Origin of the sequence: Qipengyuania vesicularis, assembly GCF_019711415.1 — a bacterium.
Taxonomy (GTDB): domain Bacteria; phylum Pseudomonadota; class Alphaproteobacteria; order Sphingomonadales; family Sphingomonadaceae; genus Qipengyuania; species Qipengyuania vesicularis.
On the sequence record NZ_JAIGNJ010000002.1, the window covers coordinates 16748 to 42403 of the forward strand.

The 25656-nt window shown below is 62.2% G+C and carries 25 protein-coding genes and 1 tRNA gene; 10 read left to right on the plus strand and 16 right to left on the minus strand.

The window, feature by feature from the left end:
• The first annotated feature begins 2 nt into the window (after window positions 1-2).
• The 3 genes from K3146_RS05650 (at window position 3) to K3146_RS05660 (ending at window position 1953) form a co-directional block, all read left to right on the plus strand.
• Window positions 3-587: a phosphoribosyl-AMP cyclohydrolase gene (locus K3146_RS05650; RefSeq protein WP_221545272.1), complete on the plus strand. Its 585-nt coding sequence runs from the start codon at window positions 3-5 to the stop codon at window positions 585-587.
• A 106-nt stretch (window positions 588-693) separates the two neighbouring features.
• Window positions 694-1425, plus strand: coding sequence for a carbonic anhydrase (locus tag K3146_RS05655; RefSeq protein WP_221545274.1), 732 nt, complete (start codon window positions 694-696; stop codon window positions 1423-1425).
• Window positions 1426-1554: 129 nt separating this feature from the next.
• Complete coding sequence (locus tag K3146_RS05660) at window positions 1555-1953, plus strand: PilZ domain-containing protein (RefSeq protein ID WP_221545276.1); 399 nt, start codon at window positions 1555-1557, stop codon at window positions 1951-1953.
• A gap of 4 nt (window positions 1954-1957) precedes the next feature.
• Here K3146_RS05660 and K3146_RS05665 read toward each other — a convergent pair whose 3' ends face one another.
• Together K3146_RS05665 and K3146_RS05670 are read right to left on the minus strand one after the other, a co-directional pair.
• Entirely contained in the window at window positions 1958-3475 is a 1518-nt protein-coding gene (locus tag K3146_RS05665; protein ID WP_247711138.1) for a DUF6504 family protein, read from the minus strand.
• A gap of 65 nt (window positions 3476-3540) precedes the next feature.
• A complete protein-coding gene (locus tag K3146_RS05670) occupies window positions 3541-4323 on the minus strand; it encodes a hypothetical protein (RefSeq protein WP_221545281.1) in 783 nt (260 codons plus the stop codon).
• A 148-nt stretch (window positions 4324-4471) separates the two neighbouring features.
• Between K3146_RS05670 and K3146_RS05675 the strand changes: the two genes are divergently transcribed.
• Window positions 4472-4957, plus strand: coding sequence for a pyridoxamine 5'-phosphate oxidase family protein (locus K3146_RS05675; protein ID WP_221545282.1), 486 nt, complete (start codon window positions 4472-4474; stop codon window positions 4955-4957).
• Between the two features lie 63 nt (window positions 4958-5020).
• Here K3146_RS05675 and K3146_RS05680 read toward each other — a convergent pair whose 3' ends face one another.
• Window positions 5021-6433 carry a sodium-dependent transporter gene (locus K3146_RS05680; protein WP_221545284.1) on the minus strand — a complete coding sequence of 471 codons (1413 nt, stop codon included), beginning with the start codon at window positions 6431-6433 and terminating at the stop codon, window positions 5021-5023.
• Between the two features lie 137 nt (window positions 6434-6570).
• Between K3146_RS05680 and panB the strand changes: the two genes are divergently transcribed.
• Both panB and K3146_RS05690 read left to right on the plus strand, forming a co-directional pair.
• Entirely contained in the window at window positions 6571-7443 is an 873-nt protein-coding gene (panB, locus tag K3146_RS05685; protein ID WP_221545286.1) for a 3-methyl-2-oxobutanoate hydroxymethyltransferase, read from the plus strand.
• A 20-nt stretch (window positions 7444-7463) separates the two neighbouring features.
• Complete coding sequence (locus tag K3146_RS05690) at window positions 7464-8531, plus strand: DUF475 domain-containing protein (protein WP_221545287.1); 1068 nt, start codon at window positions 7464-7466, stop codon at window positions 8529-8531.
• Here K3146_RS05690 and K3146_RS05695 read toward each other — a convergent pair.
• The 4 genes from K3146_RS05695 to K3146_RS05710 all read right to left on the minus strand — a co-directional run bounded on the left by K3146_RS05695 (window position 8464) and on the right by K3146_RS05710 (window position 14576).
• Complete coding sequence (locus tag K3146_RS05695) at window positions 8464-9465, minus strand: bile acid:sodium symporter family protein (protein WP_221545288.1); 1002 nt, start codon at window positions 9463-9465, stop codon at window positions 8464-8466. The two genes, K3146_RS05690 and K3146_RS05695, sit on opposite strands and share 68 nt — an antisense overlap.
• Window positions 9466-9503: 38 nt before the next feature.
• The gene (prsR, locus tag K3146_RS05700; RefSeq protein ID WP_221545289.1) at window positions 9504-10877 is read right to left on the minus strand and encodes a PEP-CTERM-box response regulator transcription factor; all 1374 of its coding nucleotides are present in this window, start codon (window positions 10875-10877) and stop codon (window positions 9504-9506) included.
• Window positions 10877-12988 carry an XrtA/PEP-CTERM system histidine kinase PrsK gene (gene prsK / locus K3146_RS05705; protein WP_221545291.1) on the minus strand — a complete coding sequence of 704 codons (2112 nt, stop codon included), beginning with the start codon at window positions 12986-12988 and terminating at the stop codon, window positions 10877-10879. The genes prsR and prsK overlap by 1 nt, the downstream gene beginning before the upstream one ends.
• Window positions 12989-13193: 205 nt before the next feature.
• On the minus strand, window positions 13194-14576 hold the full coding sequence (locus K3146_RS05710; RefSeq protein WP_221545293.1) for a helix-turn-helix domain-containing protein: 1383 nt from the start codon (window positions 14574-14576) through the stop codon (window positions 13194-13196).
• A 156-nt stretch (window positions 14577-14732) separates the two neighbouring features.
• On the opposite strand from K3146_RS05710, the gene K3146_RS05715 reads away from it, so the two are divergent.
• Together K3146_RS05715 and K3146_RS05720 are read left to right on the plus strand one after the other, a co-directional pair.
• The gene (locus K3146_RS05715; protein WP_221545295.1) at window positions 14733-16331 is read left to right on the plus strand and encodes an isocitrate lyase; all 1599 of its coding nucleotides are present in this window, start codon (window positions 14733-14735) and stop codon (window positions 16329-16331) included.
• Window positions 16332-16351: 20 nt separating this feature from the next.
• Window positions 16352-16534 carry a hypothetical protein gene (locus K3146_RS05720; RefSeq protein WP_221545882.1) on the plus strand — a complete coding sequence of 61 codons (183 nt, stop codon included), beginning with the start codon at window positions 16352-16354 and terminating at the stop codon, window positions 16532-16534.
• A gap of 89 nt (window positions 16535-16623) precedes the next feature.
• On the opposite strand, the gene K3146_RS05725 is transcribed toward K3146_RS05720, so the two are convergent.
• The 4 genes from K3146_RS05725 to K3146_RS05740 form a co-directional block, all read right to left on the minus strand.
• A complete protein-coding gene (locus tag K3146_RS05725; protein ID WP_345723835.1) occupies window positions 16624-17970 on the minus strand; it encodes an amidohydrolase in 1347 nt (448 codons plus the stop codon).
• A 130-nt stretch (window positions 17971-18100) separates the two neighbouring features.
• Entirely contained in the window at window positions 18101-19900 is a 1800-nt protein-coding gene (locus K3146_RS05730) for an SLC13 family permease (RefSeq protein ID WP_221545297.1), read from the minus strand.
• A 45-nt stretch (window positions 19901-19945) separates the two neighbouring features.
• Window positions 19946-20557 carry a hypothetical protein gene (locus K3146_RS05735; protein WP_221545298.1) on the minus strand — a complete coding sequence of 204 codons (612 nt, stop codon included), beginning with the start codon at window positions 20555-20557 and terminating at the stop codon, window positions 19946-19948.
• 115 nt (window positions 20558-20672) lie between these two features.
• Entirely contained in the window at window positions 20673-21251 is a 579-nt protein-coding gene (locus tag K3146_RS05740) for an ArsR/SmtB family transcription factor (RefSeq protein WP_221545299.1), read from the minus strand.
• Between the two features lie 178 nt (window positions 21252-21429).
• Between K3146_RS05740 and K3146_RS05745 the strand changes: the two genes are divergently transcribed.
• Window positions 21430-22527, plus strand: coding sequence for an acyltransferase family protein (locus tag K3146_RS05745; protein WP_221545301.1), 1098 nt, complete (start codon window positions 21430-21432; stop codon window positions 22525-22527).
• Window positions 22528-22537: 10 nt separating this feature from the next.
• Here K3146_RS05745 and K3146_RS05750 read toward each other — a convergent pair.
• The 4 genes from K3146_RS05750 to efp form a co-directional block, all read right to left on the minus strand.
• A tRNA-Leu gene (locus tag K3146_RS05750) sits at window positions 22538-22622 on the minus strand.
• Window positions 22623-22663: 41 nt separating this feature from the next.
• Window positions 22664-23485 carry an inositol monophosphatase family protein gene (locus K3146_RS05755; RefSeq protein ID WP_221545303.1) on the minus strand — a complete coding sequence of 274 codons (822 nt, stop codon included), beginning with the start codon at window positions 23483-23485 and terminating at the stop codon, window positions 22664-22666.
• A gap of 9 nt (window positions 23486-23494) precedes the next feature.
• Window positions 23495-23848 carry a hypothetical protein gene (locus tag K3146_RS05760; RefSeq protein WP_221545305.1) on the minus strand — a complete coding sequence of 118 codons (354 nt, stop codon included), beginning with the start codon at window positions 23846-23848 and terminating at the stop codon, window positions 23495-23497.
• A gap of 15 nt (window positions 23849-23863) precedes the next feature.
• Window positions 23864-24427 (minus strand): elongation factor P, encoded by a 564-nt coding sequence (gene efp, locus K3146_RS05765; protein ID WP_221545306.1) that lies wholly within the window; start codon window positions 24425-24427, stop codon window positions 23864-23866.
• Between the two features lie 140 nt (window positions 24428-24567).
• Here efp and K3146_RS05770 point away from each other — a divergent pair, with 140 nt between their 5' ends.
• Complete coding sequence (locus K3146_RS05770; protein WP_221545308.1) at window positions 24568-24933, plus strand: elongation factor P; 366 nt, start codon at window positions 24568-24570, stop codon at window positions 24931-24933.
• A 6-nt stretch (window positions 24934-24939) separates the two neighbouring features.
• Here K3146_RS05770 and K3146_RS05775 read toward each other — a convergent pair whose 3' ends face one another.
• Window positions 24940-25641 (minus strand): M23 family metallopeptidase, encoded by a 702-nt coding sequence (locus tag K3146_RS05775; RefSeq protein ID WP_221545310.1) that lies wholly within the window; start codon window positions 25639-25641, stop codon window positions 24940-24942.
• Between the last annotated feature and the right edge of the window lie 15 nt (window positions 25642-25656).

Consider the following 25656-nt stretch of genomic DNA (forward strand, 5'->3'; position numbering starts at 1 on the left):
ACATGTCGAAAATTTTTGCTGTTTCAGCACTCGCTGCGAGCACTCTGGTACTCGCGGCATGCGGTGAGACGAACGAAAACGCCGCTGCCGACACGGCGGCAACCGATGAAGCGAACCAGCCGATCACGGAAGCTGAAGTCCAGGCCGCGCAGCAAGCGTGGGGCCAAGGCATCGTCGACATCGGCAAGACCTTTACCGATGAGGGCGACTACCGTGCACGGGCACAGGAACACATCGCCACGCACTATGCCTATGGCGATAACCAGACCATCCTGTTCAAGCCCACTCTCGCTGCCGAAGACCAGTTCCGCGAAAGCGATACCGAGGCGCTGAGCTATTTCGTGGGTACCGAGGGAACCGAGGATGGCGGCTTCGCCATCGCTCCCTACACGGCCGTCCGCTGGGAAAACAACGGCACCGTGATCTCCGACAGCGGCGACATGGCCGTGGCAATGGGCAATTACTTCTTCACCGGTGCCGACGGCAATGAAACCAAGGTGGAGTATTCCTTCGCCTACGAACGCGGTGATGATGGCGAACTTGATATCGTCCTCCACCACAGCTCGCTGCCTTACAGCGCAAACTGATCCAAAGGGCGAAGGGGAACGCACTTCCTCTTCGCCCATGACTTCGGCCCTGCCTCGCCCAGCGCTCACTTCGGCAGAGAGAACCCACGAAAACAGGGGAGAACAGATGAAATACCTAGCTTCGGTCGCATTGGTCGCCATGGCCGCGACGCCCGCATTCGCCGATCACCACGAAAAGGACTGGAATTTCGGTGACGGCACGACGCCGGAACGTTGGTCCACCATCAATACCGATTATGCGATCTGCGATGCCGGCCTGAACCAGTCGCCAATCGATCTCGGCAGCCCGAATGCACGCGGCGATGTCGAGCTCACCACCAATTTCGGCAACAGCACCGGGACGATCGAGCTCGGCACCGAGAAGGTGCAAGTCAATTTTCCCGAAGGCTTCGGCATGAATTCGGGTGGCAAAGAATTCAACCTGATCCAGGTCCACTTCCACACGCCGTCCGAACACGCCATCTCGGGCGAGCGTTATCCGCTGGTTGCCCACTTTGTCCATGCGACCAATGAAGGCGAACTCGGCGTTCTCGGCGTGATGTTCGAGGAAGGCGAAGCCAATGACGCCCTCGGCGAAATCGTTTCCGGTGTCGGCGAAGGCAAAGGCGCCTCGGTCGAATTCGACATCAACGACATGGTCCCGGATGACCTCGAGGTCTTCCGCTACATGGGTTCGCTCACCACGCCGCCCTGCAGCGAAGGGGTGAACTGGCACGTCGCCGACACCACCCTGACTGCCAGTGCGGAACAGATTGCGGCGATGGAAGCGAATCTCGGCCCGTCGGCCCGCTCGCTCCAGCCGCTCGGTTCGCGCCTTCTGGTGGCACCCTCGGAATAACTCGTCGTAGCTGCGGGGACTGGCCGAATGCGCCGGTCCCCGTGGTTAAATTCTCGCTAATGCTACTTGGGAAAGCGGTATTAACCGTCCTCGGCGATTGTGCACGTCACAACAGCGAGAGGTCGATCTGTGGCTTTATTCCAGAAACTTTCCACCGTGGTCCAAGACGAGCGCCGGATGGTCCAGCGCTATTCGGTCAATTGCGAAGCCCGGCTGAAGATGCTTGGCGGCGACCGTGAAGGGCGCCTGTCCGATCTCTCGGAAGCAGGTGCGCGGTTCGACACACTCAATCCGCCACAGGAAGGTGTTTCAGGCCTGCTCCAGTGGGGCGAGCACGAGTTTTTCGGCAAGGTCGTCTGGGCGAACGAGAATAGCTGCGGTGTGATTTTCGAGCGTCCTATCCCGATGTCGGTGGTCGAAGAGACCTGCGAACTGGTGGAAGTTGCTTCGGGCCCGGTGGCCAATTTCGGCAATATCCCTGTCGCCAAGCGCGGCCGCCGTGCCGGGCTCGTCTCGCGCGATAGCTGACGCTTCAGGCGCATAGTCCCTGCAGATACCATTCGGGCGCGCCGCCGCGCCCATCCCCGACGATGCCTAGCCGGTAAATCCAGTAGCGCCTGCCGCGCTGGTCCTCGATCCGGTAGTAATCGCGTAGCCGCGTGGTCCCGCGCTCGCGCCACCATTCGGGTGCAATCCGTTCGGGCCCTTCGACCCGGCTCACCTCATGCACCTCGCCCCGCCAACGGAAGCGTTGCGGGTATCCATCCGGCGTAGCGTAGAGCACGGCGATCTTCTCCGACCGTTCGAGCAGTTTCAGGGGCCGCTTGTGGAAGGCGAGCTGGCCCTGGCTCGCAGGTTCGGGTTCGAGCGGGGGCTGCCAGCGTTGGGCGCGCTCGGGAATATGGCTGGCGAAGGGTACGGGGCGGCTGACGGCCCCCTCGCCCAGCCGCACGGTCAACCGATCAACCAGCGCCGAGAGCGCAATGCCATGGTTTTCCGCCGCCGCCTCGATATCGTCCTGCTCCAGCGCCAGCGGCTCGGCCCAGCTGGCGCGCAGCCGCAGCATCTCGATCCCGAAACCTGCATCGATATCGTCGAGCTTGGTCGCGAAGAGCCGCACGATATGCGCCGCCTCGCGCGTGGCGGCGGCAAGTTCGAGGCGGCGGACCGTCACCTCGCCATCGACACGCCACAGGCCGAGTTCGAGCCTTCGCGCACCTTCCCCCCGGCCCTCCAGCTCGCGCGCCATGTCTTCGGCGAGGTCTTCTACCACTTGGTCGAGTAGCTGGCGGTGGCGGATGGGCTCCATCAGGCGGCGCTGTACCAGCGGCATTTGCTGCGGGACCACTGGCAGCAAAGGCTCGGGTACGCGGCCGAGCAACTGGTCGAGTCGGACAAGCGGATTGGCTGCGGGCGATTTGCGGTTGCGGAAACGCCGCTGGATCGCGTCGCGGCCTATCGTAGTGAGCTCGCCAAGTTTCTTGAGTCCGAGGCGGCGCAGGACCGTGACCACATCCTGATCGAGCCGAAGCGCTGCGACGGGGAGGTTCTGAAGGGCCCGTTCCAGATCCTCTCCCTCGCTGGGAGGATCCACGATCGTGCCCGACACAGCATAATGCGACAGCGCCCAAGCCGCGCCAGCCGTGGGCGCTATGGCGCAGCGCACCGCGAGTTCGCGTCCAGCGAAAGCCTCGACGACATCGGCCACCAGCCTTTCCTCTCCGCCGAACAGGTGCGGTACGGCAGTCACGTCCACCAATAGGCCGTCTGGCGCATCCATCGCCGACCACGGCCCCCAGCGCTGCGCCCAGACGGCGAGCTTCTCGAGGAAGGAAAGATCGCCCGCCGGGTCGGACGGGGCAGTCATGATCTCCGGGCACAGCGTGCGCGCATCGGCCAACATCATCCCCGCCCTCGCCCCGGCCGCAGCGCCTGCGCGATTGGCCGCCTCGATCCGCGGCCCATGCGCGGTATCGGCGATCAGGACGAGCGGTTTGTCATCAAGCTCGCGGCGTTCGGATGCCCCCTGCCGCCAGCGATCCATCGCCATGGCGGGGAGCCAGATCGAAAGGATGCGGCGGGCCTGGGGAACGGGGAGGCCTGCCGCCGGCGCATTCACGCGCGGCGGGGCATACGGCTATGCTGCAGCCCCGCTGTCCAGTTCGCCACGGCCTTGTCAGTCTCCTCGCGAGCCTTCCTCGCAGTCAGACACCCGTCCTTCTCGCCAAGCACCCATCCGCCCGGTGCATGCGTGCGGGCACGGAAGAGTTCAGCCTCCCACGAGGGATCGCCCGGGGCCTGCGCATTCCATTCGGGCGCTGCAGAAGGGGTGGAGGTCACCTCCCACCGCATCCGTGCCGAAGACAAATCGCGCGCAGCATCCACCCGCAGCAAGAACAACGGCACGCCGTGCTTCTGCGCGGTCAGCGTCAGCCGGCGCGAGGCAGTAAAGTCGAGTGTCTTCGGGTTGCCCGCAATCTCCCCGATCACGAAGGCGAGTTCGCGGCAACGCAGCCCTTCCTCTAGCGCGAAGAGCGCATCTTCCGCCTTTTCTGCCAATACATGGATCACGCGCGCCTGGAGATCCGCAGGCAGCCCGGCGCGATAGGGCCGCCCGCCCAGCCGGGCCGCCTCGCGCGTCTGCACCCAGAGAACGCTGCGCCGGTCTTCGGCTTCCTGCCCTTCGCCGCGCGGGACGCTCCGCCAGTCATCAAGCGCCAAAGCCAGCGCCGCCCCTGCACCCGCCGCCTCGCGGGATGAGGTGAACACCTCGCTATGCAGAGCCTTGCCCTGCAGCGCCGCCAATCCAGGCCGCCAGCGCGCACTCCGCCGCGCGGACAGTGTGGCGACGTCTTCGAAAGCCGTGGTCGGCAAGGAGGAAAGATCGGTTTGGGTCATGCGGGAGTCGACTCGTATGTTCCTATTATGTTCCATGCGACGAGGATTCGCAATTCATCCTTTCACAGCCTCGCCCCGGCGCAGCCTCCGGGAACATCGTACCCGCGCAAACCGTTGATCAGGCAATACCAATTCAGAAAGGCCCCCCATGAAATACTCAGACGGCAACCCCGACGCGCTCAAGAACAAGTTCTGGCACGCACTCGCCGACTCGCCCTTCCTGTTCCTCGAGCTCGACGGCCGTTCGGACACGTCTGTCCCGATGACCGCCCAGCTCGACAAGGACGCCAACAGTTCGATCTGGTTCTTCACCCAGAAGAACTCCACCTTCGCCCAACTCGGCAAGGTCACGGCGAGCTTCGCCGGCAAGGATCACGACATGTTTGCGCGCTTCGACGGGACGCTTTCTGTCGAGACCAGCAAGCAGCGCTTCGAGCAATTCTGGAACAACTTCGTCGAAGCCTGGTACGATGGCGGCAAGGACGATCCCGACATCCTATTCCTGCGCATGGACCTCGGCGATGCCGAAATCTGGAGCGGCGATCTTGGCCTGCTCAATACGGCCAAGATGGCGCTGGGCATGAATGTCCACGACGAAGCGGAGGAACGCCACGTGGAATCGGTTGATCTCTAAATCGACCCAACAACGATAAGAAAAGTCGCAAAGGGCCGCCCCCACCGGGCGGCCCTTTTTGCGTCAGCCGAAGATGCCGAAGAACAGGATGACGGCCAGAATGATCGGACAAACATAACGGACCAGCGCGCGCCACGTCTGATGCAGCACACCATCGAGCCCGTTCTCGTCGTCGATCAGCTTCGCATCGGCCACCCAGCCTACGAAAATACAGGTCATAATCGCACCGATCGGCATGAACAGTTTCGCGGTCACCCCGTCGAGCGCGTCGAAGAAATTCGCCTCTGCGAACAGCGGTATGAAGCCAAGTGGACGGAAATCCGCCATGTCGTTGAACGAAAGCGAGGACAGAACGCCCAGCACCGCCGCACCCGCACCGACAAGCAACGTCGCCATGGCTCGCGACATGCCGAACCTGTCCTTCACGAAAGCTGTCGGCGCCTCAAGCAACGATACCGAACTGGTCAGCGCGGCGAAGAACACCATGATGAAAAATGCGAGACCGATGAGCGAACCGAACGGCATCGCCTGGAACGCGATCGGAAGCGACTGGAACATCAGGCCCGGACCTGCGCTGGCGGAAAGGCCGGCAGCAAAGACGATCGGGAAGATCGCGAGGCCTGCCAGTAAAGCCACCGCGGTATCGGCGCCCGCGATAATGCCCGAAGTTTCGCCAAGATTCGTGTTGCGGCTGGCATAGGACCCGTAGGTGATCATCCCAGCAACACCCAGTGAGAGCGAGAAGAACGCCTGTCCGACAGCCGCGAGCATGACCTCGCCCGTCAGCTTGCTGAAATCGAATGTGAAGAGATAGCCGACCGCTTCGCCGAAATTGCCCGTGAACGCTCCGTAAATCGTGATGCCAAGGAACAACAGGAAGAACATCGGCATCAGATAAACAGCTACCCACTCGATCCCGCTCGACACACCGCGCGCAACAAAAAAGATAGTCGCGGCGAGAAAAGCGAGGTTGAGCCCGACCATCAGCGATCCGTTGCCGAAAAGTCCCGGCAGGAGGCTCTCGATATCTTCCGCAGCGCGCCCTTCGAACGCACCGCCGGTCAGGCCGGTCTGGAACAGGTCTCCGAGGAAAACGCCGATATAGTACACGACCCAGCCGCCAACGACGCAGTAGAAGCTCAAGATCAGGAAAGCTGCAAAAACGCCGAGCGAGCCGATCAAGCTCCAGCTCTTCGAAGCATTCGAGTCTTCTGCAACCTTGCGGACGCTGTCAGGTGCGGAGGCCTGACCGTGCCGTCCGATCAATACTTCGGATAGCAAGACGGGCAGGCCGATCAGAAGGACGCAGAAAATGTAGAAAAGGACAAATGCCCCGCCCCCGTTTTCGCCCGCCTCTGCCGGGAAACGCCACATGTTCCCAAGACCGACAGCCGAACCGACTGCGGCTAGAATGAATGCACTGCGCGACGACCAATTCTCATGGCCTGATGTTGCACCCGAACCTGCTGCTGCCATCTGTTCCAATAACCCTCTTCATCGCGCTCGTCCCGGCGGCGCGAACTCCCGTGTGCGCGCCTATCTGCAACGAATCCGTGCCGAGGCCAAGAGGCAAGCTTTGCCTTTGCACGGTACGCTCGCTAGACGCATCTGCCATGTCGACTACCTTCCAGCTCGATACGAGCACCAGCAGAGCCAATCCCACGCCGCAGCCGATGAAGCGACTGACGGTCCCGAAGATTCGCGCCCACAAGGCCGAGGGCGAGACCAAGGAGCCGTTGGTGATGCTGACGGCCTACACGGCCCGGCAGGCGCAGTTGCTCGACGCGCACTGCGATATCCTGCTCGTCGGGGATTCGCTTGCACAGGTGATTTACGGCTTGCCCTCCACCATTCCCGTCACGCTCGACATGATGGCAAATCACGCGGCAGCCGTCGTGCGCGGCAGCTATCATTCGGTCGTCGTCGTCGACATGCCTTTCGGATCCTATGAAGGATCGAAGGAGCAGGCTTTCGAAAGCGCCGCACGCTTGCTCAAGGAAAGCGGGGCGGCTGCCGTGAAGCTGGAGGGCGGAGAGCAGATGGCCGAAACGGTCGCCTTCCTCAACCAGCGCGGCATTCCCGTGATGGGCCATGTCGGACTGACCCCGCAGGCCGTCAATGTACTGGGTGGCTACATGGCTCGCGGTCGGGACGATGCGGAAGCAAAGAAGATCGTCGGCGATGCAAAGGCACTCGACGAGGCAGGCGCTTTCGCCATCGTGCTCGAGGGCGTGCTCGAACCCATCGCAATCGAAGCAACGCAGGCGGTGTCCTGCCCCACGATCGGCATCGGCGCCTCGGCGCAATGCGACGGGCAAGTGCTCGTTACCGAAGACATGCTAGGCATGTTCGAGCGGGTGCCTCGCTTTGTGAAGAAATACGAGAATATTGCCGAGGTTATTGAGAAGACCGTGGCGCAGTATGCCGAGCAAGTGCGCTCGCGCAGTTTCCCGACGGCAGACCAGACTTACCAGCCCAAGAGCTGAAGACAGGACCTCACCAACACATGCAAACGCTTTGGCGCTTTTACGGCTTCTCGCTGATCTTCACCCTGTTCTGCCTAGGACTGGGAGTCTGGTACGGATGGGAGAGCACAGGCACCCTCACCGGCACTGCCGCACTGCTGTGGATCATCGTCGTGCTATCGGTGCTGGAGGTATCCCTCAGCTTCGACAACGCCGTCGTGAATGCCTCGGTCCTAAAGGAGATGGACGAGGTCTGGCAGCGACGCTTCCTGACCTGGGGCATTGCCTTCGCCGTCTTCGGCATGCGCATCGTGTTCCCTTTGGCCATCGTAGCCATCGCGGCAGGACTCGGTCCGGTTGAGACGATCCGGCTCTCGCTCAACGATCCCGCAGAATACGAGCGGATTGTCAGCAGCGCGCACGTCGGCATTGCCGGTTTTGGCGGCGCTTTCCTTGCGATGGTCGGTCTCAAGTTCTTTTTCGATCTCGACAAGGAGATTCACTGGATCGCGGTGATCGAGGAGAACCTGTCGAAATTCGCTGCCTTGCCTGCAGCCGAGATCGCCATCCTGCTTCTGGTCCTGTGGGGCATTTCGTCATTGCTCGAACCTGCAGAGGCGCTGACCTTCCTCATTGCCGGGATCCTCGGGCTCGTCACCTTCATCGCAGTGGAAGGTATCAACGCGATCCTCGAAATCCACGAGCAGAAGCAGAAACTGGCAGGGGCGGCCGTGCGCAGCGGGCTTGGCGGCTTTCTCTATCTCAACGTTCTCGACGCCAGCTTCAGTTTCGACGGCGTGATCGGTGCGTTCGCCCTGTCGAACAATATGATCGTGATCGCACTCGGCCTGTCGATCGGTGCCATGTTCGTGCGTTCGATGACGATCCACTTGGTGCGCAAGGGTACGCTGGCAGCCTATCGGTTCCTTGAGCATGGCGCCTTCTGGGCGATCATCGTGCTGGGCGCGATCATGCTGATTTCGGCCAAGTTCCACATTCCGGAAACCATCACCGGGCTGATCGGGGCAATCCTGATCGGGCTCAGCTTCTGGTGGTCGGTGCGCTATAACCGTCGGCATCCCCATGAGGGGGAGACGCCAGCCGACTAGCGAGCGGCGCGGCCAGCACCAGTTGGAAGAAGTGATAGAGCAGAAGTGGCAGGACTATGAAGCCCGCTTCCTCGCGCGCGAACAGGATCGTGGCGAGCGGGACGCCCACAGCCGCGCTCTTCTGCGCACCCGCGAAGAGGAACGCTATCCGATCGCGACGCGGCAGACCGAGTGCGCCCGAGGCCAGCCAGGCACCTCCATTGCCGAGCGCGAGGAAAACGGCGATCCCAAGTCCGAGCATGCCCCACGCAGCCGGATCGAGCGTGCTCCAGATGCCCTGTTCGACCGCACCCGAGAATGCCACATAGACAGCAAGGGCAATTACCAGCCTGTCAAGCCAGACGACCCGCTGCTTGTTCCGCACAACCCAATCCTTCGTCCAGCCCTGGACCAGCTGGCCAATCACGAATGGCAGCAGGAGGATCAGCGCGATCCTCTCGATAGTCTCCATGCCTACGCCGCCCTCGCCCGTCCCGCCCAATAGCAGAAAGATCGGAACCGACACGAAGACACCCAGGATATTTAGCAGGGCGGCAGATATGACCGACAGGCCGACATTGCCATTGGCCAGCGTGGTGTAGCTCGTCGCCGATTGCACGGTCGAGGGCAGCACACCGAGGTAGAGGAAACCTACCGCAACGAGTGACGGGAGTCCGAATGCCAGCAGCTTGCTTAGGCCAAGCCCGGCAAGGGCCATCGCGCCGAAGACCCACAGCACCATCGGCAAGATGAAGCGCCAGTTGAGCAGACCGCGCCCGATTTCGGACCGCGACACGCGCATTCCGTTGAGGAGGAAGAGCAAGAAGATCCCGATATTGGCGAGGCCTTGCGCAGCATCTGATTGCTCGGCAGGGATCGGCAGCACGGCTGCCAGCACAACCGCAGCCACCAGTAGCCTCAGCATAGGGTCGGCAAGAATGGTGCGGATCGCCATGACGTCGCCCTAGCGAGCCTCGCCCCGCTTGTCGCGCCCTAGGTCGCCTGCAGATCGTATTGCTTGAGCAGGTCGTACAGCGTCGGCCGGCTGATGCCGAGAAGCTTGGCCGTCATCGAGATATTGCCCTGGCTGCGCGCCATGGCCTGGCGGATCATCCGCCGATCGGCCGCCTCGCGCGCCTGCTTGAGGTTGAGCGCCATGTCCTCCTCTTCGGCTCCATCGCCAAGGTCGAGGTCTTCCGCCGCAACCAATTTGCCATCGGCCATAATGACCGAGCGCTTGATCCGGTTTTCCAGCTCGCGCACGTTTCCGGGCCAGCCCCAGCAATCGATCGCTGCAAGTGCATCGGGCGTGAAACCCTTGACCTGCGGATTCATCTCCGCAGCGAAGCGGGTGAGGAAATGCTTGGCCAGCAGCACGCTGTCACCCGGCCGTTCGGCGAGTGCCGGAATCTTCACCACGACTTCGGCGAGACGATAGAACAGGTCCTCGCGGAAGGTACCCTCGCTGACCATGCCCTCGACGTCCTGGTGCGTGGCGCAGACAATGCGCGTATCGACCGAGATGGGTTTGCGGCCGCCGATACGTTCGATCACGCGCTCCTGCAGGAAGCGGAGCAGTTTCACCTGAAGCGGCAGCGGGATATCGCCGACCTCGTCGAGGAAGAGCGTGCCGCCATTGGCCATCTCGATTTTGCCCTCGATGGTTTTGACGGCGCCGGTGAAGGCACCCTTCTCGTGACCGAAGAGTTCGCTCTCGAGGAGGTTTTCCGGGATCGCAGCGCAGTTGATTGCGATGAAGGCCCCGCCCCGGCGATCGCTCGCTTCATGCAGTCCCTTGGCGAGCAGCTCCTTGCCCGTTCCGCTGGCGCCGAGCAGCATTACCGAGACATTGGTCGGCGCGAGGCGCTCGATCGTGCGCGCGACCTTCGCCATCTCGGGCGCAGCGGTGATCATCGTGCCGAGCACGGTTTTCTCTTCGCCTACTTTCTCGGCAAGTCGGCGGTTCTCGCCCTCGATCGTGCTGAGCTTGAAGGCCCGGTCGACGATCAGCCCGAGCTCATCGATATCGACCGGCTTCTGGTAGAAATCATACGCACCACGCTCGACGGCCTGCAGGGCGCTCTCGCGGGCCCCGTGACCCGAGGCCACCACAACCTTCGTATCCGGCTTGATCTGCATGATCGCATCGAGAACGGCGAAACCCTCACTCGTGCCGTCGGGATCGGGCGGCAGGCCGAGGTCGAGCGTGACCACAGCCGGTTCTTCACTACGCAAGGCAGCCAGCGCCTGGTCGCGATTGCCCGCGATGACGACATTGTAGTCGTCATAGGCCCATTTCAGCTGCGCCTGGAGGCCTTCGTCGTCCTCCACGATCAGCAGGGTGGGCTTGGGCTTGTCTTTGGCCATCAGGCTACATCCTTTTGGGGTTCAGGCGCGCGCGGCCTGGCAATGATCTCAGCCGCCGAACGCAGCGGCAGGCAAATCGTGAATCGGGTGCCGAGGCTTTCGCGCGATTCCACGTCGAGCCGTCCGCCCATGGCGCGGATGATCTCGCGCGCCTCGTAGGCGCCGATGCCGAAGCCGCCCTCCTTGGAGGAAACGAACGGTTTGAAGAGGCCGCTGCGCAGGAAATTGGGGCTCATCCCGCGGCCGCTGTCGACGATCTGGACAATCCCGAACAAACCATCGCTGAAGGTTTCGAGCATCACCGGGCTCTCGGGTCCTCCGGCGTCGATGGCGTTCTGGATGATGTGCGACAATGCCTGTTCGAAGGCATCCGCCTGACCATCGACCTGCATCGGTTCGTTGCGTAGCAAGGCTACCTTCGACGTCGCGGCAAACCGTTGCACCGTCGCGCGCACATGGCTCGTCATGTCGAAGGGCCTGGCGTCCTCGGCGGACGCGGCACCGTAGCGGCCAAGCCGGGCGAGCATCGTATTGAGCTTTTCCGCGCTGTTGCGCAGCGTCACCAACATGTCCTTGCGGAACTCGGGCTTCTCCGCATGCTTCTCTGCGTTCTTGAGAAGGAGCGACATCTGGCTGGAGAGGTTCTTGATGTCGTGCATCACGAAGGCCATCCGGCGGTTGAATTCGTCGAAACGAGCAGCTTCGGAAAGCGCCTCTTGCCCGGCCTGCTCGGCAAGGTAGCTGGCAAGTTGCTGGCCAACGATGCCGAGGAGGTCGAAATCCTCCCAGTCGAGCTTGTGTTCGACCAGCGGGCGCGACAGCACAACCACTCCGACGAGCCGGTTGAAATGCAGCAATGGAACCGCGGCCCAGGCGCGCGGTTCGTCGATAATCCACTCTGGAATATGGGCCAGTTCGCCTTGGTGTTCGATCCCAGCACGGGCCTCATCGAGGTCGATGATCAGGCCTTCGCGCTCGAATATTCCGGACAGGTCGTCGCTGATCGGTTCCGCCGGGACCGCGAACTGAGGCCAGCGCCAATGTCCGCCGAAGCCCAGCTTCCCGTCGTCATCTGCGAGGAGCAGGATGCCTTTCGGGCTCTCGGTAATATCCGCCATCGCCTTGATCGCGCGTTCCTGGAGGCTTGCCTCGTCAAGGTTCGAACGGCCGATGGTATGCGTGAAACGGATCCACTCGTTGCGGTAGTCGTAGCGGTGCTTGAACAGGTGCTTGATCGCCGTCACCCGCAACCATCCGCGCAGGCGGTCGGATGGCAGCCAGATAAGCGCCAGCGCCCCGGCAGCGATCACCAGCCCGACTTGGGTCAGGCGTCCAGCATTGCCGGCAAGAATGTCGAGAGAACTTGCCAGCCCCAGCATTCCGAGCAGGTAAGCGCCGATCACCAGCAGCGAGAGGAAGTGGAAGGTAACTGCGCGTGAAGGGCTGAATGTCAGGCCGACAGCGCTCTTGTTGAAACCGATTGCAAACGGGACGGCGATCACCGCGATCGCAAGTCCGTGCAAGGCCACCAGCTCTTCTGCAAACCCGCCCGAGAGGTAGGCGATCGTGTAGAAGTTGAGCATGAAGGCCCAGAGGCCCGCCATGGCGGCCGCATTCCAGCGAAGGATGCGGCGCGAGCTCTGTGCAGCTCCGATGTAGAGATTGTGCAGCATGACCAGCGCGCCAACCGCGACGAGCACGCGGAAGATGGCGGAAGTCTGCGTTACCAGCAGTTCGATCTGAGGCGTAAGGGCGTAGCGCTCCTGAATCAGGAGCAGCGCAACCTGGAGGGTTTCGACAAAGGCAAGCGAGAATGCCACTGGCCGCACGAGCCGTGAGCTCTCGTCACGCCCGTCATTGGCGAAGAGACGGAAGAGCAGGTAGATCCAGGCGAGATTACTGGCGACGCCCGTCAGCGTGACGATCGGTTGGTCGAAGCTGAAGCTGGCTGCGGCGAAACACCAGTTGGCACTGAGGGCAAGAGCAATAATCCCGGCCCAGCGATCCGATCGTTCTTCCTGCCCGTTACGCGCGATCCACAGCGCCGCAAGCCCGCTGACGATCGCGCCAATCGAGTAGAAAATGTAGGAAAGCGAGCCAGCCCACTCCATCAGGAGCGCTCCTGCCCCGGGCAGGGTGCCATCAGGCTCTGGTCAGTAACCCCGTTCATTCCCGCATACCCGCGCCATTGCATAGGGGTTCGGGACTAGGCTCGAATGGTGAATTGTCGGTAAATTTTACACCAAATAAACCAAGAAGGCGACGCCTTCACCGAGGAAAGCGTCGCCATTCCTGACAATTCTAGGAGGATCGATCTCAGCGCTCGCCAAACTCGAAGGGCGAGGTTCCGCGGCGCATGCGATCGAAGTGTAGCTTGCGCCCGCGCGGCGGGAGCGAACGCTGTGGACAGCCCTCCCTGTGGCATCGTGCACATCCCGGCCCGATCCTCTGCGCATCGGCCGGACGCAGCGAAAGGCCGCGTGCGTGGGCAAGGTCGGTGGCAAGCACCGCCTCGATACCCACCGCGACAACGAACCGCGCCTCGCCTGGAGCACCGCTGCCTTCCACACTGCGCATCATAGTGAGCCAGCCCCCCTGCCCTTCTCCGGTATCGTCGAGACTCACATATTGAACCACGAGTTCGCCGCCCCGCTCGAAGGCCCGGTGGGCATCCCATAGTGGGCAGGATACGTCTTCGCCGGCAAATCGCGCCGTGCTCGCTCCCATGAAGCTCTTCGAGAATTGCCCGGCCCGGTCGAGCCTGACCATGAAGAAGGGAAGCCCGCGCTGGCCCACCCTCTGCAAGGTGGTGAGACGGTGGGCGAGTTGCTCGAAGCTCACCGAGAAACGGCGCTCCAGCACGGGAAGGTCGTAACCCGTGGCATCGCAAGCACGCAGGAAACGTCCATAGGGCATCAGCAGTGCGGCGGCGAAGTATCCGTCGAGGTGGCGCTTGAAGAGTGCGCGGGCGGCCTCGTCATCGAACTTTGCGCCCTGGGCGATCGCCATGATCTCGTCTGCCTTCTCGAGCTGGGCGATCTTGAGCGCGAGCTGGAAATTCCGCGAAGCAGGGCCAAGCATTTCGGACAGCTGCACTTGGCGCGCATGGAGGTCGAGGCGGCTGAGGCTGTCGGGAAGCACCTCGCGCGGCAGGGAACGGACCGAGAGCTGGTGCCGCTCGCGCAAACGCTCGGTCAGCGCGAGCCCGATATCGCCGCGCGACAGGCGCATTTCGTCGGCGAGTTCCTCTGCTGCCGTATCGAGGTCGGCGAAATGGTTGCGCCAGCGTTCGATTTCGCGGCGCGAAGCGGCAAGCGGATCTTCCGCCAACACTGCGGCCGGGCCCGCATTATCATAGAGTCGGGCGAAGGCGGCAGCTGCCTGCGGAGCGGTTGAAAGGAATTCGTCCAGCTCTTCGCGATCGATCGCGAGATCGGCGAAACGTTCATCCGCGAAGCGACGCGCGAGACCATCGAGACCCCCGATTGCCTCGTCCTCACGAATACTGCGTGGGTCGAAGTCGAATTGCTCGACCAGCCCCATGATTACGCGCGCGCTTACAGGCCGCTGGTTGCGCTCGATCAGGTTGAGGTAGCTGGGCGAAATCGACAGCCGCGCAGCCATCGCAGCCTGGGTCAGGCTTTCCCGCTTCCTTAGTCGACGGATGGCAGGTCCGGCGCGGATGGCATCATCGGACATTTGTAAATTCCTTTACAACCTTACAGGCCTAATAGGCCCCGTTAAGGGTTCTAGACAAGAAATTCTGTAAATTTTCCTGCCAGAATCACTTTTCCCGGCGCATTCTCTCTTCAAGGCCAGCTCAGAGCTTGGGCCAACCGGACAGGAGAATACGCAATGACCTACCAGAGCCACATCGCGAAGATGAACGAGACCATCGCCGAGAATGGTGACAGCTGGGCTGCGATCGACGCCGCCAGTGCTGCCCGCATGGCCGTCCAGAACCGCTTTCCTACCGGGCTCGACATTGCGCGCTACACCGCGAAGATCATGCGCGAGGACATGGAAGCCTACGACAAGGACCCGGCGAACTACACCCAGTCGCTCGGCTGCTGGCACGGGTTCATCGCTCAGCAGAAGATGATCTCGATCAAGAAGCATTTCGGCAGCACCAAGCGCCGTTACCTCTACCTCTCTGGCTGGATGGTTGCCGCTCTGCGCAGCGAATTCGGCCCCCTGCCCGACCAGTCGATGCACGAGAAGACCAGCGTGCCCGCTCTGATCGGTGAACTCTATACCTTCCTCAAGCAGGCCGATGCCCGTGAACTCGGCGGCATGTTCCGGCAGCTCGACGATGCAAAGGCTGCAGGTGACGCGGTTGCCACCCACCGTCTCCTCAAGGAAATTGACGAGCACCAGACCCATGTCGTGCCGATCATTGCCGATATCGATGCAGGCTTCGGCAATGCCGAAGCGACTTACCTGCTCGCCAAGAAAATGATCGAAGCTGGCGCCTGCGCGCTGCAGATCGAGAACCAGGTGTCGGACGAAAAGCAGTGCGGCCACCAAGACGGCAAGGTTACCGTTCCGCACGAAGACTTCCTCCAGAAGATCCGCGCGATCCGCTATGCCTTCCTCGAGCTCGGCGTTCCCGATGGCATCATCGTTGCCCGCACCGACAGCCTCGGCGCTGGCCTGACCAAGCAGATCGCCTTCTCGAAGGAGCCGGGCGACCTCGGCGACCAGTACAACGCCTTCCTCGATTGCGACGAAGTCGATCCCGCCGACATCAAGAACGGCCAGGTCTTCATCAGCCGCGACGGCAAGCTGATGTCGCCCAAGCGCCTGCCTTCGAACCTCTACCAGTTCCGTGCCGGAACGGGTGAAGATCGCTGCGTGCTCGACTGCATCACCGCGCTCCAGAATGGTGCCGACCTGCTGTGGATCGAGACCGAGAAGCCGCACATTGGCCAGATCGGCGGGATGGTAAACCGCATCCGCGAAGTGATCCCCAATGCCAAGCTGGTTTACAACAACTCGCCCAGCTTCAACTGGACGCTCAACTTCCGCCAGCAGGTCTTCGATGCCTGGGAAGCAGAGGGCAAGGACCTGTCGGCCTACGACCGCGCAAAGCTCATGAGCGTGGACTATGACGGCACCGATCTGGCGGCAGAAGCCGACGAGCGTATCCGCACCTTCCAGAAGGACGCGGCACGCGAGGCGGGCATCTTCCACCACCTGATCACGTTGCCGACCTACCACACGGCTGCGCTGAGTACTGACAATCTCGCCAAGGAATACTTCGGTGATGCTGGCATGCTCGGCTACGTCAAGAACGTCCAGCGCGAGGAAATCCGCCAGGGTATCGCCTGTGTGAAGCACCAGAACATGGCCGGATCGGATATCGGCGATGATCACAAGGAATACTTTGCCGGTGAAGCGGCCCTCAAGGCCGGCGGCAAGGACAACACAATGAACCAGTTCGCTGCGGCGTAAGGAGAGAGAGGATGACGACCATGACAGACGACACCCCGAAGACCGAACCGGGTCGCGCGCGCGCCCTGTTCTCGACCGCCGACTTCCGCCTGCTGCGCACTGCTCTGACGAGCTATGCCCGCCAGACGGAAGACCGCGAGGAGCTGGCGAAGATCAACGCCCTTCACCATCGCCTCGGCACCTACGTCCCTTCGGACGGCTGACCCACGCTTTCAAATAACCAGTTCTCCTGGGGAGGAGAAACGGCCGTCGAGGTGCCCCAACACCTCGGCGGCCGTCAATTTTTTCGCCGTCAGCCGCCGTTCGCGGGCATCAGGTCGAGCGCGGCGCTCGCAAGCGCCTCGGCCCCGGTCCTGACCACCGCCTCTGCATCGGGCGCCCAGAAGGGCGAATGAAGCGAAGGCAACGGCTTTCCTTCTTCGCGAAGGGCAGTGAGCATCTCTTCCGGCGTCCCGCTGATCCAGAAGATCATGCTTTTCACCCCTTCCGGATCGGCGCGGCGGAACTGGCTGAAGTCCTCGCCGCCCATCACAGCGGGCGCCACGAACACACGATCCTCGCCGAACCGCGCCTTGAAGGCCGCAGCGCGTTCCTCGCTGAAACCGGGATCGTTGAAGGTCGAAGGCGTATAGGGATCCTCGACCGTCACCACCGGATGCAACTCTTCCGGCAGGCCAGCAGTGACCGCTTCGCCCTTGGCGACGCGGCGGATACCGTCGAGCAGCAACTGGCGGCTTTCATCCGAGTAGCTGCGCACGGTCAGCTGGAGTCGCGCCTCGTCCGAAATGATGTTGTGCTTCGCCCCCGCGTGGAAGCTGCCCACCGTGATCACCGCCGGATCGAGCGGAGAAGAGCTTCGGCTCACGACCGTCTGCAGCTTCATGACGATCGCGCTTCCCAGAACGACCGGATCCACCGTTGTGTGCGGGTAGGCGCCATGGCCGCCGATGCCTTTCACCGTGATATCGACACTATCCACATTGGCCAGCGCGTAGCCCGGCGTATAGCCGATGGTACCAGCTGGAGCAGGCGCAGCAGCATCGTGAAAAGCGAGCACATATTCCGGCTTGGGGAAGCGCTCGTAAAGTCCGTCTTCGAGCATCGCGAGCGCGCCCAGCCCAAGCTCCTCGGCCGGCTGGAGGATCATGACCAACGTGCCCTGCCACTGGTCCTTCCGCTCGGCCAGCAACTGGGCGGCACCGATGAAGCCGGTCATGTGCGTATCGTGACCGCAGGCGTGCATGACACCGGTCGTGACACCGCTTGCGGGCGTCGCCTGCACCGTGCTCGCATAAGGAAGGCCCGTCTGCTCGATCACCGGCAGGCCGTCCATGTCGGCGCGCAGCATGACCACCGGGCCATCGCCGTTTTTCATCACCGACACGACGCCGGTCTGGCCTACGCCTTCGGTCACTTCAAAGCCGAGGTCGCGCATCCGCTTGGCGAGTTTTGCTGCAGTCTGGTGCTCCTCAAAGCTGAGTTCCGGATTGGCGTGAAGGTCGCGATAGAGCTCCATCAGCCCGGGCATGTCTTCTTCCAGCGAAGCGCGAAGGTCATCCGCCTGGGCGGGCGAAGCAAAGGCAATGGCGGCCGCGGCGCAGGCGACGAGGCTTGTAGGACGCAGGTTGGATTTGAGCACGGTTTCCCCTCCAGCTTGGAACACTTGGAACACGGTCCTGGGGAAGGAATCCCCGGGGCCGGAAATGTCATCTCTCTGGCGTCCAGACTGGCAGAGCCTGCGCAGATAGGAAAGCAATATGGCGGCAGCCTTAGAGCTGGTAGGTCAGCACCAGCCCGACAGAGAGCGCCGTCACCATGATCCCCACCAATGGCACGCCGGTCTTCACGTAATCGCCGAACTTGTAGCTCCCTTCGGCCATGATCAGCATGTTGGTCTGATAGGCGATGGGCGTCGCGTAAGAGAGGTTGCAGCCGAACAGCACCGCCAGCACCAGCGGTTCGGGCGGAAGACCCAGCGTGCCCGCGATGGCGAAGGCAATGGGGGTTCCCACTGTTGCGGCGGTAGCATTCGAGGCGAAATTGGTGAGGAAGGTCACGAAGACCATGATCGCGGCGAGGACCAGCGCCGGGGATAGGTATTGCAGGCCATAGGACAGCAATTCGCCCAGCCATGCCGCCGCCCCGCTTTCATCGATGATCCGTCCGATGGCAATACTCGCTGCAACGAGCACGATCACCTGTGCGGATAACGCCCGGCCGACGCGATCGAATTTGACGCAGCCGGTCACGAACATCAGGATTGCGCCTGCCAGCGCCGCGATAGCGATCGGCACCAGGCCCAGCGATGCAAAAGCCACCGACCCACCCATAATGCCCGCGGCAAGCAGGGCCTTCGAACGACGGGGCAGCTCGCGACGCCCTTCGAGCTGGAGCAGGCTATCACCGCTCGCGAAGGTTTCGAGATCGTGCTGGAGGCCCATCACCAGCAACACGTCGCCTTCCCTGATGCGGATATCGCCTACGTCGCTGAATTCGTCCTTCTGGCCGATCAGCGTATCGGGACGATGGATACCTACCACGGCCACGCCATACAGATCGGCAATTCCCGAGGTCGGAAGGGTGCGGCTGTTGAGGCGGCTGTCGGCGGTCACCGTCATTTCGACGACCTGGATGTCCTCGCCGGTCTCGTCATGCTTGCGCTGGATACGTTCGAGCACCCAGCTGGGTGCCGCTTCGCCGCGCATGACCTGGATGGCTTCCTCGATGGCATCATGCGTGCCGGAAACCTTGATCCTCTGCCCCGCGCGGAACAGACCCGGCTTCACATCATGGAACTCGATTCCGGCGGGGAGGCGCGGGGCGATCTGCTTCAACTCGCGCCCGTTCATCAGGCTGTTTTCCGTCACGCGCAGGCGGGTATAGAAGCGGCGACTCTCGTGGGTCAGTTCGATCCGGTTGTCGCCAAGCATCTTCGGCATCACCAGCCAAAGGTAAGGAAGCGCCACAAGCCCCGCCGCCAGTACGAGTGGCGTGAAATGAAACACGCTCATCATCGGCATGCCGAGATCGACCGCGATCGACACCACGAGGATATTGGTCGATGTCCCGATGGTAGTGGCAAGGCCGCCAATCAGCGAGGCTGCGTTGAGTGGCATCAGGGTTTTCGATGCCGGCATCGCGCCGCGCGCGGCCAGCGTCACGAAGATCGGGATCAGCAGCACCAGCACCGGCGTGTTGTTCACGAACATGGACAACGCAAACGCGAGAAACAGGGAAAGGAGGAGACCAAGCTGCAAGTTGAACTTGAAAACTCGTTCGAGCAAACGCGCCGCAGGCTCCAGTGCGCCCGTCACGATCAGCCCTCGCCCCAGAATCATCAAAGCGCAGATCGTGATGAGCGCGTAATGTCCGAAGCCGCCGAAGGCGATGCCGAGACCATCGGTCGGTGACTGGCCATCGAGCGGGAAGAAATAGAGCCCCACCGCGATCACCGCGATGGTCAGCAGCGAAATGATCTCGATGGACATGCGTCCGCGCGCGAAGGCGACGAACATTGCGACCGTTACGGCCATGGCCGCAATCGCGTGATAGGACGGAATCCCGATCATTCGGAGCGGTGATTCCCAAAACTGTCGGATTAATACAAGAGCTAATTAGCTATTTGTTTCCGCGAATTGGCCGCGGAGCAGGAGTATCGCGACAGCCAGCAGCACTGAAGCCGCCGTTCCGCTGGCCCCTGCTGGCATCATCCAGTCGAGCCCGGTCGGCAGGGCAAGGATGTTGAGGGCAGTAGCAGCCAATCCGGCAAGGATCGCGACACCGCCGATCGCCTTCCTCATGGCGGAGGGCCCGGCGAGCAGCAGCCGGCCCAAGGCGATTGCCGCCAGGCCGAACAGCAGCTTACCCGTGAAGTAGAGGAAGAACGCACCTTTCAGGACCGTGTCGAACAGCGCCGGCATCTGCTCCATCACGGAGGCTGCAGGCGGGAACATGGCCAACCCAATACCGACCTGGACCATGTTCAGCAGGCCTGAAACAGCAATCGCCGCCCAGACAAGTGGCGCATGCGGCGATCTTGCGCTGAGAACCAGTGCGGCAATCGTGATTACCGTGAAAGCAGCCATCTCGACCATCCACGTGATGGGTCGCAGCACCGTTTCAGGTCCGGCAGGGTAGACTACCGCCATGTAGAAGACCTGCGTCGCGACAAGCAGCAGGATCGCGACGGCGATCGCCGTCATGGAGGATCGAATGGTGAATTGCATGACAGTCCCCTTGGCCAGCACAGCGCGGCTGTGCCTTCATCCGATCCGATAGCACACTTGGTTACAGCCTGTGATGCAGGGCGAGCTCCAACGATGAGCCAGAAAACGCAAAGCCCTATTCCAGCGGCGCCATGACCCAGGTCAGGGTGACCAGCTCACCATCTTCCTGAGGCTCTTCCCACATAAGTTCCGCCACTTCGTCGAGCAGCGCGTTGAGGCGGCCCAGCCGCTGTCGATCCATGCGGTTCACCAGTCGGAAGAAGCCGAGGTTGCGGTCTTGCGATCCGGCACGCGCGCATTCCGCCTCGATCCCGCGGGCAAAATCGCGCTCGGCGCGTCGGCCCAGCGTCGCGACAATCTTGCGCATTGTCGGTGCATGGTGCGGATGCTCAAGCGCGCGGCGAAGCCGCATGCGGCGCGACGGCGTGGCATAAAGCGCTTCGGCCTTTCCATTGCTGCTCCTGCTTCCTTCCTCACGAACGAGGTCGACCGCGACCAGCAGCTCGAGGTGATGATAGAGCGCGGAGGGCTGCATCCCGATGGCCTTCGCCAGCTCACGAACGGACAGCGGGCCATGCGCGGCAAGATGGTCGACGATATCTGTCCTGGTCGCCGAAATCAGGCACTCCAGCTGGTCTTCCCGGAGGATCCATTCCTCGTGAGGTTCCGCAGGAGGTGTTGTCTTGGAAGGCAATGTCTCGTCCCCGTCGCTGGCCGTACAGGGCCGTGATTATGGCCAGCCTGAAGCTTCAGGCAACATGTCATTCGTCGAAGCCCATGGCCCCTTGCGAGAGTTATTGTTCAATATTCAATCATAAATTGAATAAAGGCCCGATCGCGTTATCCGCCAACCAGATCCGGGATCATGATCGATGGGACTCGTCCGTTTCCTCCTCGCGCTTGCCGTCTTGCTTGCCCACATGCCTACGTCCACCGTCCACTTCATCCATGGCGGCCTCGCCGTGCAGGCATTCTTCGTGGTGTCTGGCTTCTACATGGCCATGGTGCTCGACGAGAAATACTCGGACACCAAACTGTTCTACACCAACCGCCTGCTACGCCTCGCCCCCGCCTATTTCGCCATGATGGCAATCGCGCTTGTCGCCCTGCTGGGTTTCGGCCTGACGGTGACATCCTCCATGGAGATCATGGAAGCGACCTATACCAATCCCTTGTCTGCCATCGTTATGGTGCTCGAGAACCTCTTCGTCGTCGGCCAGCACTGGACCTACTGGTTCATGATCGACGAACAGGGCGCCCTAGCTCTCGATCCATATGGAGGCATGCCGACCGAGACGAGCGCGGTGGCTTTCCAGGCGCTACTGGTCCCGCAAAGCTGGAGCTTGTCGCTGGAGCTGTTCTTCTACGCCATCGCCCCTTGGCTGGCGAAGCGGCATCTGAGAACGCTGATTGCGATTGCCGCTGCCAGCATCGGCATCCGCTTCCTCGGCTACCTGATGCCGGTCGAACTGCCGCTGTGGCAGGGTCGGCTTTTCCTGCCGGTGCTCTTCATGTTCGTCTTCGGAATGCTCGCCTACCGCGCAATGCCGCTCGTCGAGAAGCTGCCCCGCGCGGCGCATTTCGCCGTACTCGCATTGCTCATCGCGCTGATCGTTGGTCTGCCGCACACGGGCTGGTCGGGCGACGTGCAGGTGTGGATGGTCTATATCGGCGTCGCGATCGGAACGCCCTTCGCCTTTGCCGCCACGCGCCAGTGGAAAGCCGACCGCTGGATCGGCGAGCTCAGCTATCCGATCTACCTCACCCACCTCGTGGTGATGGCACCCGTGCTGATCTACGAATGGCCCTATCCTACCTGGACCGCGATCATCCTCACCCTCGCCCTTTCGGCCGCAATCCTGCAGTTTATCGAGCGACCAGTAGACCGCTGGCGCCAGCGACGCGCGCGGGGCATCGTCCCCGCCGCATCGCGCAGGGACATCGAGGAAATGGCGCCTGCCACGCCCTGATACTGGAAGGTGGTACCCCCGGCCGGACTCGAACCGGCACTTCGTAAGAAACTCGATTTTGAGTCGAGCGCGTCTACCAATTCCGCCACGGAGGCACGTGTTGGAGCGCGGGCATTAGCCGCGCTCCCGGGATGCTTCAAGCCTTCAGAGCGCCCGCAAGCAGTTTATGAAGGCGCGAGTGCAGCTGGTCGTTTGCCGCGAGCACCTGCTTTGAATGGATCGGCTGCGAACGGCCGCGGAAATCGGATACGAAACCGCCCGCTTCGCGCACGATCAGGCAACCTGCCGCCGTGTCCCAGTCATAGAGGCCGCTTTCCCAGAAGCCGTCATAACGTCCGGCCGCCAGCCACGCGAGATCGAGCGAGGCCGCTCCGAAACGGCGGATACCCGCCACATTGGGACCGATGGCGTTGAAAATCTTCGACCATTCGGCAAAGTCGCCATGGCCGTGGAACGGGATGCCGGTTGCGATCAGTGCTTCGGAGGGATTGCGGCGCGAAGAGACGCGCAACCGGCCATCGTGCAGCCAGGCGCCGCGGCTCTTTTCCGCCCAGAATGTTTCGTCGGTGATCGGATTGTAGACGACAGCCGCGGTCACATCGCCCCAATCGTCGCTGCCCAGCTTGCGCTCCTGCACCGCGATGCTGATCGCGAAATGCGGGATGCCGTGGAGGAAGTTGCTGGTGCCGTCGAGCGGATCGACGATCCAGCGCGGCATTCCGTCCGCGCCTTCGATCGTGCCCGCTTCTTCCATCTCGAAGCCCCAGTCGGGGCGCGCGGCGAGCAGTTCGTCGTAGATCGTGCGCTCGGCGCGCAAATCGGCCTTCGACACGAAGTCGGCAGGGCCCTTGCGGCTCGCCTGGAGGTGTTCGATCTCGCCGAAGTCGCGGCGCAGGCGGCCACCCGCCTTGCGCGCGGCCTTCTCCATCACGCGGATCAGTCCGGAAATTGCGGCCATTACAGTCTCTTATTCGGTGAGGACGCGGATCGAGCGCGCCTGGAGGTGGATGTCACCCCACTCGCAGGCCATGTCGAACTTGGTGCCCTCGATGTTGAAAGTTTCGATCGCGAAGCGGCGCTTGTTGCTGTCGGCGCCCATATCCCTGCGGTCGAGCTGGAGCTTGCTGATCCCGGCGAACTTGAGCAACCCCGGATGCCAGCAGCAGTCCTCGCCCTCGAGCGGGGCCTCGTAATCCTCGTGCTCGGGCTCAAGGCAGAAATCCATCTCCAGCGTCAGCTCGTCGTCATTGATGATGACGGCGCGCAGCGTGCTCTTGGCGATGTCGATATTGTCGAAACGACTGGCGATGGATTTGCCCATGGATGCGACTCCTGATTAGTTGGCTTTGCCGACGTAGGTCTGTTCGTAGACGTCTACCACGATCCGCGTGCCGCTTTCGATATGCGGCGGGACCATGATGCGCACGCCATTGTCGAGCACGGCGGGCTTGTAGCTGGAAGAGGCGGTCTGGCCCTTAACAACGGCATCGGCCTCGACGATTTCGGCTTCGATCTGCGCGGGCAGTTCGACCGAGATCGGCTTTTCTTCCCACAGTTCCAGCTTCACCTGCATGCCGTCCTGCAGGAACGGACGCGCATCGCCGAGAAGGTCGGACGGCAGGGTGATCTGTTCGTAGGTCTGCTGGTCCATGAAGACGAGCATGTCGCCATCTTCGTAAAGGAACTGGTATTCGGCGGTATCGAGGCGCACCTTTTCGACCGTGTCGGCGCTGCGGAAGCGGACGTTGGTCTTGCGGCCGTCCTGCAGATTCTTCATCTCGACCTGCATGTAGGCGCCGCCCTTGCCGGGCTGGGTGTGCTGGATCTTGGCAACTTTCCAGATGCCGCCTTCGTATTCGATAATGTTGCCCGGACGGATGTCCACGCCGCTGATCTTCATGGGTATATGCCTCGATGTGAAAGAGCGCTGCCGCTAGGCCGGCAGCCGTGTGGAGCGCGCCTTACAGGCTGGCAAGGCGCACGGCAAGGTGGTGGAAATTTTGCACCCCTCTCCCTATATCCGGAGATGGAGGGCATGAGATGAAACCGCTTCCGATCGCTGTCATTGCATGCGTCGCTGCGCTGGTCGCCGCACCTTCGCTGGCGCAAGGGCGATTGGGCCTCTTGCCACAGGGTGAGTACATCTGCGCACTGCCCGGAAGCGCCGATGGTCCGGCCTGGAACGAGGTGGAAGGGCACGGATTCTCGATCACTGGCGCCTCCAGTTATTCGACCGAAAAGGGTTCGGGCACATATCTGCTCGAAGGCAACCGCGTCACCTTCACGCGCGGCCCGCTCAAGGGCCACAAGATGATGCAGGTTTCGTCGGGCCTGCTGCAGGAATACGGGCCCGACGGGAAACTCGGCCGATTGCGCTGTCACCGGGTCGGCCCCGTTCGCGAATAAACTGCCTCAGCGCCGGGTCAGCAGCGGATAGGGATTGACAGCGTTGGCCGGCTCCCACCATTCGGAATCGGGCGTGGTCTGAAGAATCGCGAAATGAAGATGCGGCGCATCGGGCGACGCATTGCCGGTCGAACCGACACTGCCCAGCCTCTGCCCGCGGCGAACCTTCTGCCCTTCCTTCAGCCCTTCCGCGTACTCGTCGAGATGCGCGTAATAGTGGATCGTGCGGCCATCGTTCGACCGCACGTAGATCGTCTTGCCACCCGCATCGGAACGAAACAGCTTCTCGATCACGCCCGGGCCGGCTGCAACCACACTCGTGCCCGTAGGAGCCATGATGTCGATCGCCTCGTGCAATCGCTCGCCACCTCCGCGCGAATCGCTGTAGGTGTCCGACAGGTCGCCGGGCCGCACGTTGAGGACCGGAATCAACAACTCGCCAGCCTTCTTCATATCGACCGGGCGGGCGAACTCTGTATCCAGCGCCTCGCCCTTTCGCGCCGTATCCGAAACCGGCGTTTCGTCGCCTGCATCCGCTGTACCGGTAAGCGTCGGCGAAGGACTGGGCGCGGCCTCGGCGGGCCGCGTGGTATTGCGCTGTCCCTCGCTGGACGCGTTTTCGATCAGCGAACCCCCGGCCACGATCCAGATCGCGCTGGTGATCGTGGCCGTGATGACGATCGTGAGCAGTCTGTCTACGAAACCCATGGTCCCTCCCTAGCC

What these genes read in the sequence shown, in the direction of transcription:
- K3146_RS05650 (WP_221545272.1), top strand. Translation starts at nt 3, where the DNA reads ATGTCGAAAATTTTTGCTGTTTCAGCACTCGCTGCGAGCACTCTGGTA.
- K3146_RS05655 (WP_221545274.1), top strand. Translation starts at nt 694, where the DNA reads ATGAAATACCTAGCTTCGGTCGCATTGGTCGCCATGGCCGCGACGCCC.
- K3146_RS05665 (WP_247711138.1), bottom strand. Translation starts at nt 3,475, where the DNA reads ATGGCGATGGATCGCTGGCGGCAGGGGGCATCCGAACGCCGCGAGCTT.
- K3146_RS05670 (WP_221545281.1), bottom strand. Translation starts at nt 4,323, where the DNA reads ATGACCCAAACCGATCTTTCCTCCTTGCCGACCACGGCTTTCGAAGAC.
- K3146_RS05675 (WP_221545282.1), top strand. Translation starts at nt 4,472, where the DNA reads ATGAAATACTCAGACGGCAACCCCGACGCGCTCAAGAACAAGTTCTGG.
- K3146_RS05680 (WP_221545284.1), bottom strand. Translation starts at nt 6,433, where the DNA reads ATGGCAGCAGCAGGTTCGGGTGCAACATCAGGCCATGAGAATTGGTCG.
- panB (WP_221545286.1), top strand. Translation starts at nt 6,571, where the DNA reads ATGTCGACTACCTTCCAGCTCGATACGAGCACCAGCAGAGCCAATCCC.
- K3146_RS05690 (WP_221545287.1), top strand. Translation starts at nt 7,464, where the DNA reads ATGCAAACGCTTTGGCGCTTTTACGGCTTCTCGCTGATCTTCACCCTG.
- K3146_RS05695 (WP_221545288.1), bottom strand. Translation starts at nt 9,465, where the DNA reads ATGGCGATCCGCACCATTCTTGCCGACCCTATGCTGAGGCTACTGGTG.
- prsR (WP_221545289.1), bottom strand. Translation starts at nt 10,877, where the DNA reads ATGGCCAAAGACAAGCCCAAGCCCACCCTGCTGATCGTGGAGGACGAC.
- prsK (WP_221545291.1), bottom strand. Translation starts at nt 12,988, where the DNA reads ATGGAGTGGGCTGGCTCGCTTTCCTACATTTTCTACTCGATTGGCGCG.
- K3146_RS05710 (WP_221545293.1), bottom strand. Translation starts at nt 14,576, where the DNA reads ATGTCCGATGATGCCATCCGCGCCGGACCTGCCATCCGTCGACTAAGG.
- K3146_RS05715 (WP_221545295.1), top strand. Translation starts at nt 14,733, where the DNA reads ATGACCTACCAGAGCCACATCGCGAAGATGAACGAGACCATCGCCGAG.
- K3146_RS05720 (WP_221545882.1), top strand. Translation starts at nt 16,352, where the DNA reads ATGACAGACGACACCCCGAAGACCGAACCGGGTCGCGCGCGCGCCCTG.
- K3146_RS05730 (WP_221545297.1), bottom strand. Translation starts at nt 19,900, where the DNA reads ATGATCGGGATTCCGTCCTATCACGCGATTGCGGCCATGGCCGTAACG.
- K3146_RS05735 (WP_221545298.1), bottom strand. Translation starts at nt 20,557, where the DNA reads ATGCAATTCACCATTCGATCCTCCATGACGGCGATCGCCGTCGCGATC.
- K3146_RS05745 (WP_221545301.1), top strand. Translation starts at nt 21,430, where the DNA reads ATGGGACTCGTCCGTTTCCTCCTCGCGCTTGCCGTCTTGCTTGCCCAC.
- K3146_RS05755 (WP_221545303.1), bottom strand. Translation starts at nt 23,485, where the DNA reads ATGGCCGCAATTTCCGGACTGATCCGCGTGATGGAGAAGGCCGCGCGC.
- K3146_RS05760 (WP_221545305.1), bottom strand. Translation starts at nt 23,848, where the DNA reads ATGGGCAAATCCATCGCCAGTCGTTTCGACAATATCGACATCGCCAAG.
- efp (WP_221545306.1), bottom strand. Translation starts at nt 24,427, where the DNA reads ATGAAGATCAGCGGCGTGGACATCCGTCCGGGCAACATTATCGAATAC.
- K3146_RS05770 (WP_221545308.1), top strand. Translation starts at nt 24,568, where the DNA reads ATGAAACCGCTTCCGATCGCTGTCATTGCATGCGTCGCTGCGCTGGTC.
- K3146_RS05775 (WP_221545310.1), bottom strand. Translation starts at nt 25,641, where the DNA reads ATGGGTTTCGTAGACAGACTGCTCACGATCGTCATCACGGCCACGATC.